The sequence below is a fragment of the Chitinophaga sp. genome (assembly GCF_039596155.1).
Lineage (GTDB): Bacteria > Bacteroidota > Bacteroidia > Chitinophagales > Chitinophagaceae > Chitinophaga.
Genome location: NZ_JBCNKF010000010.1, coordinates 121,290 through 140,090, shown reverse-complemented (window position 1 = coordinate 140,090; position 18,801 = coordinate 121,290). Strand labels below are relative to the sequence as shown.

The window sequence follows — 18,801 nt, the reverse complement described above, 5'->3', positions numbered from 1 at the left end:
TGTACTATTTGATACGGGAAACATGGCTGTTTGTAGTACAAATGGATAGTTATTTCTTATTTATTAGAATTTTAAACCAAATTATCATTAAATAATAGTTCATTTTATCTTTATTAATAGGTTTGCGTAGAATTTTGTACTACGGAATAAGCCGGGTGCAGTTTTTTTCACCTTCAAAATCATATTTATCATGAAAACCAACGTTCCCGGCTATCCGCGTATTGGTAGCAACAGAGAATTAAAGAAAGCAAATGAAGCCTATTGGGCCGGTAAAATTTCACTGGAAAAACTACAGATGACTGCCCGGCAATTGAGGCGGCAGAATTGGGAAACCTTGCGTGATGCAGGTATTGACCTGATTCCGTCCAATGACTTTTCTTATTATGACCAGGTACTGGATCTGTGTATCATGATGAATGCCATTCCATCCCGGTTCCAGCCGTTACAGGCTTCACAGGCTGCCGGTAATAGTCCTGAGTTATACTTTGGCATGGCGCGTGGCTACCAGAAAAATGGATTTGACCTGACTGCGATGGAGATGACAAAGTGGTTTGACACCAACTACCATTACCTTGTGCCCGAGTTTGATAGCACACAACAATTTGCGCTCACGTACAACAAAGCGCTGGAAGAATTTGAAGAAGCAAAGGCATTAGGCATTCACACGAAACCTGTGATTATCGGGCCGGTGAGCTTCCTCTTGTCAGGCAAGATAAAAGACGATCAGTTGCAGGTAGCAGATCTGCTGGACAGATTATTGCCGGTGTATATTACACTGCTCCAGTCTTTAGAGCAGGCAGGTGCTACCTGGATCCAGATAGATGAGCCAATGCTGGTGATGGATCTAACACCTGAGCAACAGGCCCTGTTTCAATATGCTTACAATAAAATAGCGGCCGTTCTTTCGTCTGTGAAATTGTTGCTGACCACTTATTTTGGCGGGTTACAGGATAATACAGCATTGGCTTTAAATCTACCGGTGCAGGCCCTGCATATTGACTTGGTAAGAGCACCGGCGCAATTGGAAGTCGTGTTAAACACTATTCCCAAACACCTGCAACTCTCTCTGGGCGTAGTGAATGGCCGGAACATCTGGAAGAATAATTACGAAAATAGCCTGGCACTTATTCAAAGAGCGGTGCAGGTAATCGGTGAACAAAATGTAATGATCGCCAGTTCCTGTTCCCTGCTACATGCACCATATGACCTGGATCTGGAAGAATTGACGCCACAGTTTAAAAACTGGATGGCGTTTGCAAAACAAAAGGTATACGAGCTGGCAGATCTTAAAAAGATCCTGGCGGGTGATGTGGAGGTGCTCCATAAAAATAAAGCTGCCATGTTGGATAGAGCCACCGCTGATATTATTCACAACCCTGCGGTCAGGGCCCGTCTGGCAGCACTGACTGCCGGTGATGCAAATCGTAAGAGTACGTTTGCAATCCGCCAGCAGGCGCAGGAGGCAGTGTTGAAATTACCGTTGTTCCCGACAACTACTATTGGTTCATTTCCACAAACAGCAGAGATCCGTCAGCTGAGGGCGGATGTGAAGAAAGGTGTGATCACGCAGGAGGCGTACGAAGTTTCGATCCGCAAAGCAATTAGTGAGTCAGTACAGCTGCAGGAAAGCCTGCATATAGATGTACTGGTGCATGGAGAATTTGAGCGGAATGATATGGTGGAATACTTTGGTGAACAGCTGGAAGGTTTTGTATTTACTAAAAATGGCTGGGTACAGAGTTATGGATCACGGTGTGTAAAACCGCCGGTGATTTATGGAGACGTATCAAGACCGGCACCGATGACAGTTGCCTGGAGCAGTTATGCACAATCGCTGACACGTAAGCCAATGAAGGGAATGCTGACCGGGCCGGTGACTATTTTGCAGTGGTCGTTTGTGAGAGATGATCAGCCGAGGGCGGATACAGCATTACAGATTGCGCTGGCAATCAGGGACGAAGTGCTCGATCTGGAGAAAGCGGGGATCAGGGTGATACAGGTAGATGAACCAGCCATCAGAGAAGGATTGCCCTTGCGCAGGGCAGACTGGCCGGCATACCTGGAGTGGGCAGTGCGCGCTTTCAGAGTAGCGGTTGCAGGGGTGGAAGACGCGACGCAGATCCATACCCATATGTGTTACTCCGAGTTCAATGATATCATGGAGAGTATTGCTGCGATGGATGCAGATGTAATTACGATTGAGACTTCGCGGTCACAGATGGAATTACTGGAGGTGTTTTCAACATTCAGGTATCCCTATGAAATAGGGCCGGGCGTGTATGACATACATTCGCCAAGAGTACCCACAGTAGAAGAGATGAAGGTATTGCTGGAAAAGGCAGTACAGTTATTGCCTGCGAGGAATATATGGGTAAATCCGGATTGCGGGCTAAAGACGCGGAAATGGCCGGAAACGGAGCAGGCGCTGAGAAATATGGTGACGGCAGCAGCGCTGCTGCGCGTAGCTGTTGCCCAGCCAGCCTGATCGCCGGTTCCTGTGAACAGTTCCGCTGTTCACTAAAATCGTACGAGTGGTATTTCCGTATCTTTGTAACATGGCAGAACATGAAACAGTCAGTTGTCCACGCTGCAAAAAAACATTCGAATGCCGGGTCGGCTCTATTCTTCGTTGCCAATGCCAAACAGTACAGCTAACGGCCGAAGAGCGGTTATATATTGCAGACAATTATGCAGGCTGTCTTTGTGCCGCATGCATGGAGGAGATGAAAGAAAAATACAAATCGGCCATACCACATTCGAAGCGCCAATAATCATTGTGCCACCTATATGTACATTTTCAACGATCAGTGATGAAAAGCTGCTGATACCTGTTTCTATTGCATATTATGATTGGCTGCTGCATGACATAACATGATGTAGATTATATAAAAAAAGGGTGTTTGCCAGTGGCAAACACCCTTTTTAAATGCGATATCCTTGATTATACGATCTCTACTAATTCAATATCAAAGATCAAAGGCTCACCAGCCAATGGATGGTTTGCATCCAGGGTGATGAATTCGCTGCTGATAGCAGCTACCTTCACAGGAAATACCTGACCCTGCGGATTGCTCATCTGCAGTTCCATACCTACCTGAGGATTTAAATCAGCGGGTATATTCTCTTTAGGAAAATCCATGATCAGTTCATCGTTTTTAGGACCGTAGGCTTCTTCCACAGGAATATTCAAAGTCTTCTTTTCGCCTACTTTCATATCCATCACACCGTTATCGAAGCCTTTAATAACCATACCGGCGCCAACCTCAAATTCCAGCGGGTCTCTGCCTTCGGAAGAATCAAATGTAGTTCCGTTAGTCAGACGGCCATGATAATGCACGCGCACCTTATCTCCGTTTTTAACTGCTTGCATAAAAATAATTTGTTAAGTGTTTAGGAAATTTATTACCTGCAAGGTAAGAAAAATGATGAAAGTGCCAAGTGTTTGGGCGCATTCTGTCTGCACTATAGGAAAATTAGCTTTTAAATTTTACTATTTTTGATCCTATGTATAAATTCCTTCTTTCCTTCGTTATTTCAGCCTCCCTCCTGCTGTCTGCCAGGGCACAGGTGATCACCGGGGCAGACCGGACAGCTGACTATCTCCCCCTGCTCAAAGGCAAAAGAGTTGCCCTGCTGGTCAATCAGACAGCTACTATCGGCCATACCCACCTGGTAGATTCATTATTGAAACTCAAGGTGAATATTCAAAAGATCTTCAGCCCGGAACATGGTTTCAGGGGCAAGGCTGACGCCGGTGAAAAGGTAGGCAACAGCAAGGACGCCGCTACCGGCCTCACCATTGTATCGCTGTACGGTAAGCATCGGAAGGCCGATGCCAATGATCTGAAAGATGTAGACATCCTCATCTTCGATATTCAAGACGTGGGCTGCCGTTTTTATACCTACATCTCCTCCCTGCAGGAACTCATGGAATCTGCTGCTGAAAACAATAAACCACTCATTATTCTCGACAGGCCCAATCCAAATGGCCATTACGTAGACGGACCTGTATTGGACACGGCTGTTCGCTCCTTTGTCGGCATGCAACCCATCCCGATTGTACATGGCATGACCGTCGGTGAATATGCACAATTACTGAATGGAGAGAAATGGTTAAAGAACGGCGTACAATGTAAACTTACCGTGATCACCTGTAAGCGATATGATCACCACACGTATTACCAGTTGCCGGTGAAACCATCTCCCAATCTGCCAAACATGGCGTCTATCTACCTGTATCCCAGTATGTGCCTCTTTGAAGGAACTGCATTGAGTCTGGGTCGTGGCACAGATCTGCCTTTCCAGGTATTTGGCAGCCCTGAGTATCCAAAGAACCTCTACTCTTTTACACCACGTAGTACGGAAGGTGCAAAAGAACCTCCGCTGAAAGATGTAACTTGCTACGGCTACAACCTGACCGGCACCCCGGAGGAGAGCCGGGCGAAGATGAACAACCAGGTACAGCTCAAATGGCTCATACAGGCTTACAAATTGTTCCCGAATAAGGATAAATTCTTCATCGGCAGTTTTAACAGGTTGGCAGGGAATACTACCTTGCAGCAGCAAATTAAACAGGGTATGAGCGAAGCTGCTATCCGTCAGAGCTGGGAACCGGCTTTGAAAAATTTTAAAACTATCAGGAAGAAATATTTACTATATGCAGAGTGATTCTCTTAGGATCGTATTTATGGGTACACCGGATTTTGCAGTGGCATCACTGGATATCCTGGTACAGAATGGATTTAATGTAGTAGGTGTGATCACGGCACCAGATAAGCCGGCAGGCCGTGGTTTGCAGTTGCAGGAAAGTGCAGTAAAAAAGTATGCAGTGAGTAAAGGATTGCATGTAATGCAGCCGGAGAAACTAAAGAATCCTGCGTTTCTGGAAGAGCTGCGCGCTTTGAAAGCTGACCTGCAGGTGGTGGTAGCCTTCCGTATGCTACCAGTGGTGGTGTGGGATATGCCGAGACTCGGTACTATCAACGTACACGGATCTTTGCTACCTAATTACAGAGGTGCCGCACCGATCAACTGGGCAATTATCAATGGAGAAAAAGAATCGGGTGTAACGACTTTCAAGTTGCAGCATGAAATAGATACAGGTGATGTGATGTTTAGCCAGGCGGTACCTATCCGCGATGATGAAACTGCCGGGGAATTGCATGATGCATTGATGGCGACGGGAGCTGAGTTATTGCTTAAAACGGTAACGGCTATTGCAAACGGCGACGTACATGAAATTCCACAGGCACAGATGAAAGCGGAAGATATCAGGCACGCACCCAAGATCTTCAAAGAAGATTGCCAGATCAGGTGGGAAGATAGTATCCATCATATCTATAACCTGGTGAGGGGATTGAGCCCATACCCTACTGCCTGGTCATATTTGCAGGGAAAGAGTGTGAAGATCTTCAGAGCGGCGAAGGAAGTTGTGCCACCGTCAGTAGCACCCGGCGAATTTGTAACAGATGGGAAAAGCTATCTGAAGATAGCGGCGAGTGACGGGTATCTGAGCTTGCTGGATCTCCAGCTGGAAGGCAAGAAGAGAATGGATATTGACGCATTCCTGAGAGGATTCAGAGCGAATTAATTACTTTTTGCCCTGGGTATCAAATGATCACTTTGATGCCCAGGGCTATATTACGACCCGGCAACGGTGCCAGGTATTTCAGCAATGAATTTTGCGGGCGTGCTTCCACATTCAACAGATTGTTCCCACTCACATAATATTCCACCATTTTTCTTTTGTAAGAGATGCGGCTTCCCAACATGGAATAAGCCGGCATAGGTGGTTCAGGATTAATATTCTTACCTAAATATTTCTGCTCCAGGTAGCGATCAAACAATACACTTATTTCCATTTGCTGGTACTTAATCTTACCTGTAATATTATACCTGCTGGTTGGCATATCAGGCATGTAATCGCCTTCTGCCCACTGTCTTAAAGGGTCGTTAGAAATGTTGATATTCTTTACCAGGTCAAAGAATGAAGACAACTCCCAGGTGCCTTTGTTCCTGATATTTGATGTATACCCAAGTGTTGCTTCCCAGCCCTGTACTTTAGTAGCTGACTGTCGCCATTCTTTTACAACAAAACCACGGGAGCGTGCAATACCTGTATGTGCGAGATACATATAATTATTGAAAACAGTCTGGTAGCGGGTGAGTGAGACATGCAAGCCATGATAGGCCATACCAGTGCTCAGTTCAATAGTTGTCGCTACTTCTTTTTTTAAATGGTCATCGCCGTTTTCTTCCAGCATGATGGCATAATGATCATTACCTGCATATAACTCATTGACATCAGGGGCACGTTCTGCATGTACATAGGCAGTTTTCAGGTAACCTGTTTTACACACATCCCATTGCAAGGCACTATTAAAATGATTTAAATGAAAATCGCGGGGAGATAATTTTCCGCCAGCTAATCCGCGGCCGGGTTGATAGCCGTTACCGGGTATTGCGCGGCGTAGCGAAATATCGTGGCGGTAGCCTGCATCTGCATGTAACTGGTGGAGGATCGTGATGTGTTGCAGGGTAAAGGCACCGTAATCACGACTTTTATTGTCCGGCAAATATCGTTGTTCTCCTCTCCCTTTTATGTTGACAGCAGAGAAATCAATACCACTGATACCTGTTAAGTACTTTAATGGTTGTTGTTCCAGTTCGAGTCTTGCTACATGGCGATGGGTGATAAACCTGTTTGATTCATGGCTACCGGATAATTCTTCGTCATCAGCCAGTTGCAATAGGTAGTTGAGGCGCAGGGATGCTATACCGGGTAAGGGTGTATGTATGCCTGATTCCATCAGGAAGCTGTTTGACTGCGATCTGATATTGATCGGCAAATAGCCTGTTTTATACCATGCAAAACCGGGAATACCATAGTCGCTTTCAATACTACGATAGCCGATGCCTGCATAACCCTGATCGGTTATGTAACCGACACCTGCGTTGATGGAGCGGCCTTCGGAGTGACTGTTAGGAATGACGCCTTTTTTCACAGGGCCATCATCATAAATGCCTTTTACAATTGTGGTGGATAGTGGCGTATTAGGATCCTGTCCGGGAATGTATTTATCATTCTTCGGATTTTGTACAGTTTGTCCGTCAATGACGGAGGTGGACTGGAAGGTATAGAGATCGGCTTCACTGAGCCCCCATGCAGGATTGTTCATATTATCGAGTACAAACTGGCTGATGTAGGGATAGACGCTCAGGTTTCTGACGATCTCTTTGTCAACCCTTACCTGTGCCATAGTTTGGGTGAGGTCGTCGATGGCAGGATCGTAGGCAATGGAGGCCTTGGTATTGCCGGGAATACGAATGTTTTTGTTCCGGTGATTCATTGCACCCAGGTGCCAGGACCAATGTCTGGCAATGTTCCCATTGAGATCAAAGGCTTGTTTATAGCCATTGTTGGTGGTTCCCTCTGCTGTTGTGAATCCGGTCAGTTCTTTTGAAACGCGCGATGTGGGAATAGTGTTGTCCTTCAGGTTCACTGCGCCACCAATAGCTTTGCCGCCATATAGAATACTGGCGCCTGTTTTGTAAACATCTATGCCCAGCAGGTTATCCATGTCTGCCATTACATTCAGACCGGGACTGATACCTGAAAGATCATTGACTGCGAGGCCGTTTGACAGCGTACGTACGCGATTGCCACTCAGGCTCCTGATAACCGGTGCACCAGCATTAGGGCCAAAGTAGGAGTTTTGTACACCGGCAATATGACTTAATGTTTGTCCCAGTGTAGAAGACTGAAATAGTTCCAGGTCTTTGCCGCTGATTGTTTGTGCATTTTGATTATTGGTATTTGTCCTGGCGGATATGGTGACTTCGGAAAGGTCTACTTTCTTCAATGTATCGGGTGTGTGATGTAGCTGTGCAAATGCATGAGCACCCATGAACAGGAGTGTTACAGTTAGCATACAGGCAGCAGACTTTTTTAGCAGCATTATTTCTGAGAATTTGATATTCGCATCGGCGTTGCAAAGATATAAATCAGCCATTCATTAGCAACAGTGTTGCATATATTATTTTTTAAATGGTTGTTTTTAATTTATAAAACATTGAATTACATACAGATAATTCCAATAAGAAGATAATAAGTTCACTTACATTAAATGCAATAAAGTTGCAATTATAAAATATTCGTCTACTTTCGCCGAAAATATTCTGATAGTTATGCGTAGCATTTACACCAAACTTTTAGTCATTTCAGGCGGGGTACTGTTGACTATTTTTTCATCCTGTAAGAAGGAGGAGCAAAAGCCGGCAAAGGAAGTAGCGATCAATATGCCCACTACACTTTCATTGACCTATGGGGAGGAAAAGGACCTGGATATACCGGCGGAGTTGCTTTCTCAAAGCGATGTAAACTTTACACTGGCATTTACTGAGAATGAAAATATTCAGATCAGCACGAATAGCCAACTGTATGATCAGTTAGCGAAAGCGATTACGGTAGACAAACAACAGGGAAAGATACATGTGAATAGTGCATTGATGTATCCTAACGGTGCGGTATCTGCCAGTACGGGGAAGAAGTTGCCGGACAGCTATAAGGTGACGATCGTTGTAGGTAATACGGCGAAGACCATCACCGGGCGGCAGACAATTGCGATGACTGTAACTGCAGCGCAATTAAGCGTTAAAGGAATGAACAATACCGGTGATCTGTCGTATGCTTATGTACTGTACGGTGATGCAGCCGTGACTTTTGAGCTGGCGGCAAATGGGCTTTCATTAGACGGCACGTCCTGGAACCTGGATAGCACGGGCGTTTCAAATGTAGTGACGTTGCGTGGTAATCAAATTGAGTTTAAGAAAGGCGCGGGTAATCCTGATAAGAAGACGGAGCAGGCGTATAATCTTGTGTCTACGCTGAGAAAGGATGGTTTTGATGTGGCAGCTGTAAAGTTCCGGGTTACTTTTATTCCGCAGATAAAGTTCTTTTACGGCACTTATTATCCCGAATATGATCTGACCGTGTTAACAAACCAGGTATATATCGCATTAGGAAATGCATATGTATCTGCGGCGCCTACATTGTATCCGGCGAATTATACATCCGGTTTTAGTATCACTGGTATTGAGAAGGATGGAAAAGCATTTGACAACAACGACGGGTTGTTTGTACTGAATGAAAAGACAGGAGCGATTACGGTGAAGAAGAATACGACATTGGCGGAGGGAAGTTATAAGTTGACGGTGAAAGCGATAACGACAACAGGGTTAGAATTTTCGGCCACGATGACGTTGAATATGTCGAAGTTAGAAGACGAATAAAAAAAGGCGGCTCACGTAGGTGAGCCGCCTTTTTTTGTATAAAATTATGTGCTTAGTTCTCGTAGCTTAATTCGCAATAGAACTTCGGATCATTGGTACCCAATGCTTCCAGTGCTGAATCACTCAGCTTGATAATCAATCCTGCATTGCCCTTGATCTGCGGAATAGTTTCCAACACTTTTGCATAGATGAATTTACCATTCAGCGGATTGGTAACCTTGATGATCGTACCTCGCTGCGCGGTGTTATGCAAAGCATAATATTTACCTGCAGCTGCGTTACTCTTGAACCATCCACCAGGCCCTTTCTCTGTTGTTGCATTCTTACCATTGCTGGTCTGCTGCATATACAGCGATTCAAATGTAGCACTACCAGTTGTAACCGGTTTTGGCGTATTTTCCGCAGGTGCTGGTGTATTGTTAGCCGGAGCTGGTGTATTGTCAACAGGAGGAGCCGGGTTGTTGTTACTTACCGGTGCCGGAGCAGGGGCCGGTGTGTTGTTCACCGGAGCCGGCGTATTGTTTACCGGCGCTGGTGCCGGTGTGTTTGCAGGTGCCGGTGTTGGCGTATGAGCTACGGCGCCGCTACCACCTTTCAGATACCCGATGATCACGTAGGTATCTTTCTTCAATCCATCACCTGTCATGTTATTCCAACGACGGATATTATCCAGTGGTACCTTGTTATGATTGAGGCTCAGGCGATAGAGTGTTTCTGATGCCTCTACTTTATGATACAGGGGGGCACCACCTGCAGCCGCATCTGCCTTTTGTGAAAAGTTCGCTGCATTCAGCGGGATCTTGATATTCTGTCCCAGCTGCAGCCCTTTATCTGCAGAAATGTTATTCTCTGCAGCTATATCCTTGATAGGCAGACTAAATGTCCTGCCCAGGCTATATAACGTTTCCCCTTTTTTCACGGTATGCATTACATACAGGTCCGGACTACTCCCCTGCACCTGGATGATATCCTGTGCGTATGCGCCTGCTACTGATAATACAAGTACCGCTAATGTCATGAACGATTTTACCATACTTCGCTGTTTATACCTTTCGGGCAACTAATTTATAAATATTTTACGGTTTGATACCTATGCGGTGTTTCAACCCTGGATTTCTTTCAGAATACGGAGTTCCTTCGGATAATAATTATTGATACGGTTTGGCAGTACCTTAGCCCAGCCCAGCGACATTCCACCATATTGCATTAATGCCCATCCTTTTAGCGAAACAGCCACATCGGGATCTTCTTTTCTCAGGTACCTCAATGCCTGTTCACGGGTCAATGCTACCTGTTGCACATGTGCTGCCACCAGTGGACTCATTGCCAGCTGGTGATCTGGTATCAGTTCTTTGGCAGCCAGCTGGCCGGCCCTGACACCCGCTTTCCGCAAATATAAGTGCTGCTGCAATACCGAGACAGCCCCCTGCATCATTTCAGGGAATAATAGTACCTCTCCCTGATGCTCCATCATATAGAGTCCGTCGCTGTTTTGCAACCACGGCGTGACCTTTTCCCTGTCTTTTTTGGTGACTGCTATGAGTGTATCACGTTGTTTCTTAGCGCTATATTCTTCTCCTGATTTCCGGCGGAAGCAAGTGATAAAAAATCCTTCTCCCTTTACTTTGTCAGGATAAAAACGATATCCTTCTGCTGCGGTTTTGACGATGTGCCAGTCTGCCTGCAAAGGCACGGGTATATTTTCCAGGTCGAAGTTAGCCGTTAACCAGTCCATGATCTCCTCATCTTCTTCCCTGCTATAAGAACAGGTGGCGTAGATCAGTATGCCTCCTTCTTTCAGTGCCGGCAATGCATCGGCCAGGATTCGCTGTTGCCGCTGACTACACAGCATCACATTCTCTACCGACCATTCGCTGATGGCCTCAGGTTCTCTGCGAAACAGACCCGAACCTGAACAAGGAGCATCTACCACCATCACATCAAAGAAACCCGGCAACCGGCTAAAGTCTCTCGGATCATTGTTGGTCACTACCACATTGGCAGCTCCCCATTTGGAAATATTGTCTCCCAGCAGGGCCGCCCTTGTTTTGATCACCTCATTGGATACCAACAGGCTCTCCGGGCTGATCAGGGATTGCAACAAGGTTGACTTACCACCCGGTGCTGCACAAAGGTCCAGCACTTTGAGGGGAGCGGTCAGGTCAACAGCCTGCCTTAATACCTGTTCAAGGAACATGGAAGAAGCCTCCTGTACATAGTAGGCCCCTGCGTGAAAATATGGATCAAATGTAAAAGACGGCCTCTCAGCCAGATAATACCCGTCAGTCGTCCATGGGACCCTGCTATAGCCATTGGCAGCCAGTTCTCCCAGTATTTTTTCTGTCGTGTCTCTCTCTTTTATCTTGTTCGGATTGATACGCAGCGAAGTTACCTTTTCTCCCGCCGCATGTACACGCAAAAAAGCTGCCAAATCCATTTCAGGCAGCGAAACCAAACTATCAGTAAATTTTTTAGGAAGCTCCAACCCGCTTTTTGCGGCAAAATACTGAAAATAAAGGTATGATAGGCTTAGTTAAATTTGAATGGGAGGAAGCGGTGTAAGTTATACCTGCGCGATCTCAGCGATCAATTGCTGCATCACAGCTTTGGCGTCTCCGAACAACATGGCGGTCTTAGGTCTGAAAAACAGGTCATTCTCAATACCCGCGTAGCCGGGCTTCATACTTCTTTTGTTAACGATCACCGTTTTGGCAGCTTCTACTTCCAGTATAGGCATCCCGTATATAGGGGAAGCAGGATCACTTTTCGCAGCAGGATTTACTACATCGTTGGCACCCAGCACCAATACCACATCGGTTGTGCTGAATTGCGGATTGGCCTGTTCCATTTCCAGCAGTTTCTCGTAAGGAACATCTGCTTCTGCGAGCAACACATTCATATGCCCGGGCATTCTGCCTGCTACCGGGTGGATGGCATATTTTACTTCTACGCCTTTGCCTTCCAGTAATACTTCCAGTTCATGACAGGCATGTTGAGCCTGCGCCACCGCCAATCCATACCCGGGTACGATCATCACTTTGTGAGCATAGGCTAATACCACCGCGGCGTCTGATAAACCGATCTCCCGGTAAGCCCCCTGTTCCCGGTTGCTACTTGCTGTGGGGCCGCCACCGAAGCTGCCGATCAGTACATTTTTCAGTGAACGGTTCATGGCTTTACACATCAATATGGTCAGTATGGTACCGGCAGATCCTACTAAGATACCGCCGGTCAGCATCACCGGGTTATCATATAAGAATCCTCCGCAAGCGGCTGCCACACCGGTAAAAGAATTCAGGAGAGAGATCACCACCGGCATATCTGCACCTCCGATGGGCAATACAAAAAATACGCCGTAGAACAGCGACAATACCAGTACTGCTGCGACGCATAAGCGTAGTTCTGCTACCTGCATACTTACTACAAATGTCGTAAGGGCGACAATCACGACCAGTAACAGTATATTGAAAATATGCTGCCCTTTAAAGGCAATATCCCTGATCTTTCCGTTCAGTTTTCCCCAGGCGATAACAGAACCCGCAAAAGAGACGCTGCCGATGATCAATCCGGCAAAAATTACCAATAAATGCAGACCTGCCGTTTCAGCCCCCACATGTCCAAACTCTACTATTGATATCAATGCAGCACAGGCACCTCCCATTCCATTGAACAAACTCACCATCTCCGGCATGGCGGTCATTTTCACCTTCTTTGCAGATACCCATCCCATGGCTCCTCCTGTCAATAATCCGCCTGCTATCCACCAGAAATTGTGCAGGTGCTCACCATTACGTGTATACAGAAATATTGTTCCCAGTATGGCGATCGTCATCCCGCCAGCCGCTATCAGGTTACCTTTGCGGGCAGTAGCAGGATGGCTTAACATTTTCAGGCCAATAATAAATGTAACAGAGCCAATCAGGTAGATCAATGATAACATGGGTTATTTATTTTTCTTTGACTTGAACATTTCCAGCATGCGGTCTGTCACCACAAAACCACCCACTACATTCAGTGTTCCTAGTATGACAGCCAGGAAACCCAGTACCAGTGCGAGATAATTATCTTTCTCCGCCTCTCCCATCACGATGATCGCACCGATGATGACCACTCCATGAATGGCATTCGCACCACTCATCAGTGGTGTATGCAATACGGATGGCACCCGGGAAATGACTTCTATACCCAGGAAAACGGAGAGGATCACTACATAGGTCATCTCCATATGTTGTTCGAAAAACGATAGTATGTCCATTGTGCGCTTATTTTAATACAGCCTGCAGTCGTTCACTGATCACTGTTCCCTGGTGTGTGATGCAGGCGCCTTTGATGATATCGTCCTGGAGGTTGTTGACTAACTGACCATCTTTGATCAGGAGTTGCAGGAAGTTGAATATATTCTTAGCATACAGTTTACTGGCATCGGCAGGCATGCTGGCCGGAAGATTGGAGTCACCTATGATTGTAATGCCATTGTGCAATACTGTTTGCTGATCTTTGGTAAAGACCGTATTCCCGCCTGTACCCGCAGCCAGGTCTACGATCACGCTTCCCGGTCGCATACTGTCGATCATGGGTGCTGTGACCAGTAGTGGTGCACGTTTTCCCGGGATCTGTGCAGTTGTGATCACGATATCTGCTTTGGCAATACTGGCAGCGATCAGCACTTCCTGTTGTTGTTTGTAACCGGCGGATTGTTCCACTGCATATCCACCCGCATGAGAGGCATCTGCGGCCCCTTCTACGGAAATGAATTTAGCACCGAGGCTCATCACTTCTTCTTTCACTACAGGCCGGGTATCAAATACTTCTACGACGCCGCCTAATCTGCGGGCAGTGGCAATCGCCTGCAGGCCAGCAACACCTGCACCAAGGATCAACACTTTGGCGGGTGCAATACTACCTGCTGCGGTCATGAACATGGGAAAATAGCGGCCATACGAGACTGCTGCCACCAGTACGGCCTTATAACCGGCTATATTGGCCTGGGAGCTGAGTACATCCATGGATTGAGCGCGTGTAGTTCTGGGGATGTTGTCAAGACTGTAAGTGGTAAGCGGGTGGAGCGCCCACTGTTGCATTAATTCGTGGTGATGTAATGGTTGATAAACACCGGCTAAGATGGTGCCGGCCCGGAGTAACTGCCAATCGTCCGGAATCTGTATGCTGCATACCAGGTCTGCGTGTTGCAGGATCTCAGCCCTGGGCCTGACAGTGGCCCCTGCCTGTATATAAGTATCATCGGCATAAAAAGCGGCTGCGCCCGCACCTGGTTCTACCCAAACAGTTACGCCCTGTTTTTCCAGCTGCCTTACTATGTCCGGTACTAAAGAAACCCTTTTTTCCGGTAGCTGTTCTTTTAGAACCCCTATGATCATTCAGTGGAATTTATGTACTGAATATACGGTTCTTTTTGGCCATAAAAAAAATGCATTTCCAGGGGTACATTTGTTTTATCACTAAAAGAGAACCGCCGTTTTTTGCTGATGCCGGGAGCATCAGCAAAAAACGGCGGAGCGGCATAACCGGTGGCCCGTTTAAATGCGTTCAGCAATTCCTTTTGCCCCCGCAATGATACCGGGGATAGAAACACCTGTCACATAATTACCTGCTATGATAATACCAGGATATCTCTGTTCAAATGATTTTATTTGTTGCCTGGTAGCAGCGAAACCTACATTCAACTGCGGGATCGCTTTCTGCCATTCACTGAATTGTTGTAACTCAGGTGGTGTGGTCAGCCCCAGCAGTTCCATGAATTCTTTTACAACGATTGTCTGCAACTGTGCAGCACCTATCGTATCGAATAATGTTTCCTGTTGTGCACCGCCTATGAATACCGTGAACAATACTTTTCCTTCAGGTGCCCTGGACGGAAAAACAGCAGAGTTACAAATCGCTCCCAGGAAATGTTTCCCTTCCGCATGCGGTACAAGGAAACCGAAGCCTTCCGGAATTTTGCTTTTGGCTGCTTCGCCAAAACCAAGATGCAATACACCCATATGTGGATAATGCAATTCCTTTAACGTGGAAGACAATCCTGCGTCGAGGGTAGTGATCGCACTACCGGTAGCATAGGAAGGCGTGGTAAAGATCACCTGTGCGGCATTCAGCATCTGTGTCTGTCCGTATTCTTCATATTGTACGATATAATCTGCAGCACCTTTGGTAATGCCTGTTACCTTACAGCCTAATTTCACGGGTGTTTTGAGCAATGATACCAGGCGTTCCGGCAATACCTGATTACCGCCTTTGAAAGCAACGATCTTGCGTCCACCCATTTCACCTTTACTCTTCATCATGCCTTTGGTCACACTACCGTAGGTCTTTTCCCACTTTGGCAGCATGGGCAATACTTCCTGTATAGACAATTTATCAGGATTACCTGCGTAAATGCCGGACAGTACGGGTTCAAATACATATTTCATGATCTCCGTACCAAAACGGCGGGTCACAAAGGAGGAAACGGATTCTTCCTCTGTAGTGGTCGCTGCTTTGCGGAAACTTTCTGTGAACAATCGCCACTTAGCACCACCACTTACATATTTCGAACTGATTATTTTTGCCGGGTTGGGCGAAATGCTATGTAACTGTCCGTTTCGAACGAGAAAACGATTTTTGCTGGCAGCCGTTGCTTCCATCACTTCATCTTTCAATCCGATCTCTGTGAGAAACGACAACGTATCTGGTGTAGCACCAATAGAGTTAGGTCCTGCATCCAGCTCATACCCTTTGACGTGCATAGAGCGGATCACGCCTCCGGCCTTATCTCCTGCCTCCAGTATCTGATAAGGGATTCCTTTTTTCTGTAACTCGTAGGCGATGCATAGCCCGGCAATACCGGCGCCTACGATGATAACAGGTTGTTGTGTATCCATGATTAATTATTGGCTTGCATCGCCCCCATCCACTTCACGATTGCCTGCACCCATAGCGGGTGTATATTCAAACAGGGGATCATAGTAAAACTGTCTCCACCGCTACTGATAAAAGAATGTTTTCCTTCCACCGCTATTTCTTCCAGTGTTTCGAGGCAATCGGATACGAACGCCGGGCAAGCCACCAGCAGGCGTTTCACACCTTGCTTAGGCAACTCTTCCAGTTGCGTAGCCGTGTAAGGTTTGAGCCATTCTTCCCTTCCCAGTCTGGATTGAAAAGATACACTCCATTTCTCGCGTGGAATATTGAGTTTTTCTGCTACCAGTTCTGCAGTGATATGAACCTGATGACGGTAACAAAAATCATGTGCGGGAGAGTCTACATGGCAGCAATCGGCTACCTTCAGACAATGCTTGCCGGTGATATCACCTTTGTGTATATGCCTTTCCGGTACGCCATGATAACTGAACAGCAGGTGGTCAAAGTCCTGAGACACGTAAGGACGCATGCTCTCTGCCAGTGCATTGATGTAATCAGGTTCTTTATAATAAGGAGGTACCACCGTGAGTTTGAACGGGTACTTATTCTTTTTATGTACACTCTTCGCATGCTCCACCGCTGTTTCATAAGATGACATTGCATAATGTGGATACAGCGGCAGTAACACCACCTCTTTCAGGTTCGGATTCTGTTTCAGCAGGTTTTCGTAGGCCGCTTCCTGAGAGGGATTACCATAACGCATCGCTATTTCTACCGGCATGTCCAGGTCATGACGCACTGCATTCTGCAATTGCTTTGTCAATACAATCAGGGGCGAACCCTCCGGCCACCAGATAGACTGATATGCCTCAGCGGACTTCGGCGCGCGCCGGGGTACTATGATACCTTTGATCAGCAATAAACGAAACAGGTAAGGGTAATCGATCACCCTTTTGTCCATCAGAAATTCATTTAAATATCGCTTAACATCGGGTACTGCGGTAGAATCTGGTGAACCTAAGTTCATCAGAATGATTCCTATATCAGATTTAGCTTCCATTCGTATCTTTAAAGTTGATGCAAATGTAATAGGTTTGACGTCCTGCAAATGTCATACAATTGTTGAAATAACGGATAGTGACCTATTTTGCCATTTATCCCACTCAAAATAGTCACTATTGGAATCCTCAGCAGGGCCGGAACAGCCCCTGACAGGCCCGGAACCCAACCTGGATCATCATTTCAAGGTAGTCTGACCAGAAACACCTCACAACCTGATAAAAATCATTTTTCACCTAATCCTGATCACCATCAGTGGAAATGACTAACTAATGACAGCATGAAGCCTGATGTTGCACTGTAGGAATGTATTTTTGCACCGGAAGCTTATAATAAACAATGCAGGGTAGTCAATCAAAGGATATAGCCCACTATCATATAGTTGGTATCAACTATAAAAAGACAGATGCAGCTATAAGGGGGTCGTTCGCAATCAATCAGGCACAATACGGGCAATTGCTCGAGCAGGCAAAATCTGCGTACCTCGATGATGTGTTCGTACTGTCCACTTGTAACAGAACAGAGATCTATGGCTTTGCTGAAGATCCACAACAACTGGTAGAAATGGTGTGTCGCCAGACAGAAGGCGATTGCAACCTCTTCAGCCAGCTCTCCTATGTTAAATCGGGCGAAGAGGCCATCAAGCACCTGTACCAGGTAGGTACCGGTCTCGATTCTCAGATCCTGGGTGACTATGAAATTATTGGTCAGATCCGCAACGCAACAAGGTTCGCGAAAACCAACGGATGCCTCGGCGGTTTCCAGGAGCGACTTGTCAACAGCGTTCTGCAGGTATCCAAACTGATTAAGAATGAAACCGCACTCAGTGCCGGTACTGTATCGGTAGCTTTTGCTGCTGTTCGCATGCTGGAATACAAAGTGCCGGACATCCTCAATAAAAAGATATTACTGGTAGGTGTAGGTAAGATAGGTCGTAACACCATCAAGAACATGATGGATTACCTGGGCGTTGCAGATGTAACACTGGTCAACAGGACACTGTCTGTAGCCGAAGACTTTGCAAAACAACATGGCCTCCGCTATGCGCCCTACGAAAACCTTTCCGCAGAACTGAACAGAGCCGATATTATCCTGGTGGCTTCAAATGCACCAGAACCAAATATTCTCAAAAGTCACTTTGAAGGTTCAGCACCCAAACTGATCATAGATCTTTCTATCCCCTTCAATGTGGCACCGGAAGTCTGTGAACTCCCCCATATCTCTCTGGTAAACGTAGATGAACTGTCAAAGATCCAGGACGAAACGTTGCAGATGCGCCAGCAGGAAGTGCCCAAAGCACTTTCCATTATCGAGGAGCATATGAATGAGTTCCTGTACTGGTATAAGATGCGTAAGCATGCAGTGGTACTCAAAGCCGTGAAAGATAAGCTGCAGGAGATTCATACCAAAGAGATCCAGCAGCAGAAAAACGGTGCGCAATATAAACTGGAAGATATGGAAGCTGTCTCATCTCGTATCATCCAGAAAATGATCAACCTGATGGCTGGAAAAGTGCGCCGGGAAACAGATAAGAGTGACCAGTACATCTCCATGATCAACGATATTTTCGAGGCAGGAGTTAAGCAGGATTAA

15 protein-coding genes are annotated in these 18,801 nt (G+C 46.4%); 6 read left to right on the top strand and 9 right to left on the bottom strand.

The genetic code is table 11. The features are described from left to right. The first annotated feature begins 190 nt into the window (after positions 1-190). Complete coding sequence (metE, locus tag ABDW33_RS12275) at positions 191-2,485, top strand: 5-methyltetrahydropteroyltriglutamate--homocysteine S-methyltransferase (protein ID WP_343690359.1); 2,295 nt, start codon at positions 191-193, stop codon at positions 2,483-2,485. A gap of 70 nt (positions 2,486-2,555) precedes the next feature. After that, positions 2,556-2,771: a cysteine-rich CWC family protein gene (locus tag ABDW33_RS12270; protein ID WP_343690358.1), complete on the top strand. Its 216-nt coding sequence runs from the start codon at positions 2,556-2,558 to the stop codon at positions 2,769-2,771. A 170-nt stretch (positions 2,772-2,941) separates the two neighbouring features. Here ABDW33_RS12270 and ABDW33_RS12265 read toward each other — a convergent pair whose 3' ends face one another. Beyond that, positions 2,942-3,370 (bottom strand): peptidylprolyl isomerase, encoded by a 429-nt coding sequence (locus ABDW33_RS12265; protein WP_343690357.1) that lies wholly within the window; start codon positions 3,368-3,370, stop codon positions 2,942-2,944. A 134-nt stretch (positions 3,371-3,504) separates the two neighbouring features. Here ABDW33_RS12265 and ABDW33_RS12260 point away from each other — a divergent pair, with 134 nt between their 5' ends. Continuing rightward, positions 3,505-4,668, top strand: a complete 1,164-nt coding sequence (locus ABDW33_RS12260) for a DUF1343 domain-containing protein (protein ID WP_343690356.1) — start codon at positions 3,505-3,507, stop codon at positions 4,666-4,668. Next, on the top strand, positions 4,658-5,590 hold the full coding sequence (gene fmt, locus ABDW33_RS12255) for a methionyl-tRNA formyltransferase (RefSeq protein WP_343690355.1): 933 nt from the start codon (positions 4,658-4,660) through the stop codon (positions 5,588-5,590). Before ABDW33_RS12260 ends, fmt begins: the two co-directional genes overlap by 11 nt. A gap of 19 nt (positions 5,591-5,609) precedes the next feature. Here the strand turns inward: fmt and ABDW33_RS12250 are convergent, their stop codons facing one another. Beyond that, positions 5,610-7,931 (bottom strand): TonB-dependent receptor, encoded by a 2,322-nt coding sequence (locus ABDW33_RS12250; RefSeq protein ID WP_343690354.1) that lies wholly within the window; start codon positions 7,929-7,931, stop codon positions 5,610-5,612. A gap of 256 nt (positions 7,932-8,187) precedes the next feature. Here ABDW33_RS12250 and ABDW33_RS12245 point away from each other — a divergent pair, with 256 nt between their 5' ends. Further along, on the top strand, positions 8,188-9,291 hold the full coding sequence (locus ABDW33_RS12245; protein WP_343690353.1) for a hypothetical protein: 1,104 nt from the start codon (positions 8,188-8,190) through the stop codon (positions 9,289-9,291). A 52-nt stretch (positions 9,292-9,343) separates the two neighbouring features. On the opposite strand, the gene ABDW33_RS12240 is transcribed toward ABDW33_RS12245, so the two are convergent. The 7 genes from ABDW33_RS12240 to hemH form a co-directional block, all read right to left on the bottom strand. After that, positions 9,344-10,324, bottom strand: coding sequence for a LysM peptidoglycan-binding domain-containing protein (locus tag ABDW33_RS12240; protein ID WP_343690352.1), 981 nt, complete (start codon positions 10,322-10,324; stop codon positions 9,344-9,346). A 69-nt stretch (positions 10,325-10,393) separates the two neighbouring features. Further along, positions 10,394-11,776 carry an RNA methyltransferase gene (locus ABDW33_RS12235; RefSeq protein ID WP_343690351.1) on the bottom strand — a complete coding sequence of 461 codons (1,383 nt, stop codon included), beginning with the start codon at positions 11,774-11,776 and terminating at the stop codon, positions 10,394-10,396. A 78-nt stretch (positions 11,777-11,854) separates the two neighbouring features. After that, on the bottom strand, positions 11,855-13,231 hold the full coding sequence (locus tag ABDW33_RS12230; protein WP_343690350.1) for an NAD(P)(+) transhydrogenase (Re/Si-specific) subunit beta: 1,377 nt from the start codon (positions 13,229-13,231) through the stop codon (positions 11,855-11,857). Positions 13,232-13,234: 3 nt separating this feature from the next. Next, positions 13,235-13,546 carry an NAD(P) transhydrogenase subunit alpha gene (locus ABDW33_RS12225; RefSeq protein ID WP_343690349.1) on the bottom strand — a complete coding sequence of 104 codons (312 nt, stop codon included), beginning with the start codon at positions 13,544-13,546 and terminating at the stop codon, positions 13,235-13,237. A gap of 7 nt (positions 13,547-13,553) precedes the next feature. Next, positions 13,554-14,669, bottom strand: coding sequence for a Re/Si-specific NAD(P)(+) transhydrogenase subunit alpha (locus tag ABDW33_RS12220; RefSeq protein ID WP_343690348.1), 1,116 nt, complete (start codon positions 14,667-14,669; stop codon positions 13,554-13,556). 159 nt (positions 14,670-14,828) lie between these two features. Then, entirely contained in the window at positions 14,829-16,169 is a 1,341-nt protein-coding gene (gene hemG, locus ABDW33_RS12215) for a protoporphyrinogen oxidase (RefSeq protein WP_343690347.1), read from the bottom strand. Positions 16,170-16,171: 2 nt separating this feature from the next. Beyond that, on the bottom strand, positions 16,172-17,209 hold the full coding sequence (hemH, locus tag ABDW33_RS12210; RefSeq protein WP_343690346.1) for a ferrochelatase: 1,038 nt from the start codon (positions 17,207-17,209) through the stop codon (positions 16,172-16,174). A 338-nt stretch (positions 17,210-17,547) separates the two neighbouring features. On the opposite strand from hemH, the gene hemA reads away from it, so the two are divergent. Further along, on the top strand, positions 17,548-18,801 hold the full coding sequence (gene hemA, locus ABDW33_RS12205) for a glutamyl-tRNA reductase (RefSeq protein ID WP_343690345.1): 1,254 nt from the start codon (positions 17,548-17,550) through the stop codon (positions 18,799-18,801).

Coding starts and splice junctions, on each gene's coding strand:
- ABDW33_RS12230 (WP_343690350.1), bottom strand. CDS start 13,231: ATGTTATCATTGATCTACCTGATTGGCTCTGTTACATTTATTATTGGC.
- hemH (WP_343690346.1), bottom strand. CDS start 17,209: ATGGAAGCTAAATCTGATATAGGAATCATTCTGATGAACTTAGGTTCA.
- ABDW33_RS12240 (WP_343690352.1), bottom strand. CDS start 10,324: ATGGTAAAATCGTTCATGACATTAGCGGTACTTGTATTATCAGTAGCA.
- fmt (WP_343690355.1), top strand. CDS start 4,658: ATGCAGAGTGATTCTCTTAGGATCGTATTTATGGGTACACCGGATTTT.
- ABDW33_RS12270 (WP_343690358.1), top strand. CDS start 2,556: ATGGCAGAACATGAAACAGTCAGTTGTCCACGCTGCAAAAAAACATTC.
- ABDW33_RS12265 (WP_343690357.1), bottom strand. CDS start 3,370: ATGCAAGCAGTTAAAAACGGAGATAAGGTGCGCGTGCATTATCATGGC.
- ABDW33_RS12220 (WP_343690348.1), bottom strand. CDS start 14,669: ATGATCATAGGGGTTCTAAAAGAACAGCTACCGGAAAAAAGGGTTTCT.
- metE (WP_343690359.1), top strand. CDS start 191: ATGAAAACCAACGTTCCCGGCTATCCGCGTATTGGTAGCAACAGAGAA.
- hemG (WP_343690347.1), bottom strand. CDS start 16,169: ATGGATACACAACAACCTGTTATCATCGTAGGCGCCGGTATTGCCGGG.
- ABDW33_RS12260 (WP_343690356.1), top strand. CDS start 3,505: ATGTATAAATTCCTTCTTTCCTTCGTTATTTCAGCCTCCCTCCTGCTG.
- ABDW33_RS12250 (WP_343690354.1), bottom strand. CDS start 7,931: ATGCTAACTGTAACACTCCTGTTCATGGGTGCTCATGCATTTGCACAG.
- hemA (WP_343690345.1), top strand. CDS start 17,548: ATGCAGGGTAGTCAATCAAAGGATATAGCCCACTATCATATAGTTGGT.
- ABDW33_RS12245 (WP_343690353.1), top strand. CDS start 8,188: ATGCGTAGCATTTACACCAAACTTTTAGTCATTTCAGGCGGGGTACTG.
- ABDW33_RS12225 (WP_343690349.1), bottom strand. CDS start 13,546: ATGGACATACTATCGTTTTTCGAACAACATATGGAGATGACCTATGTA.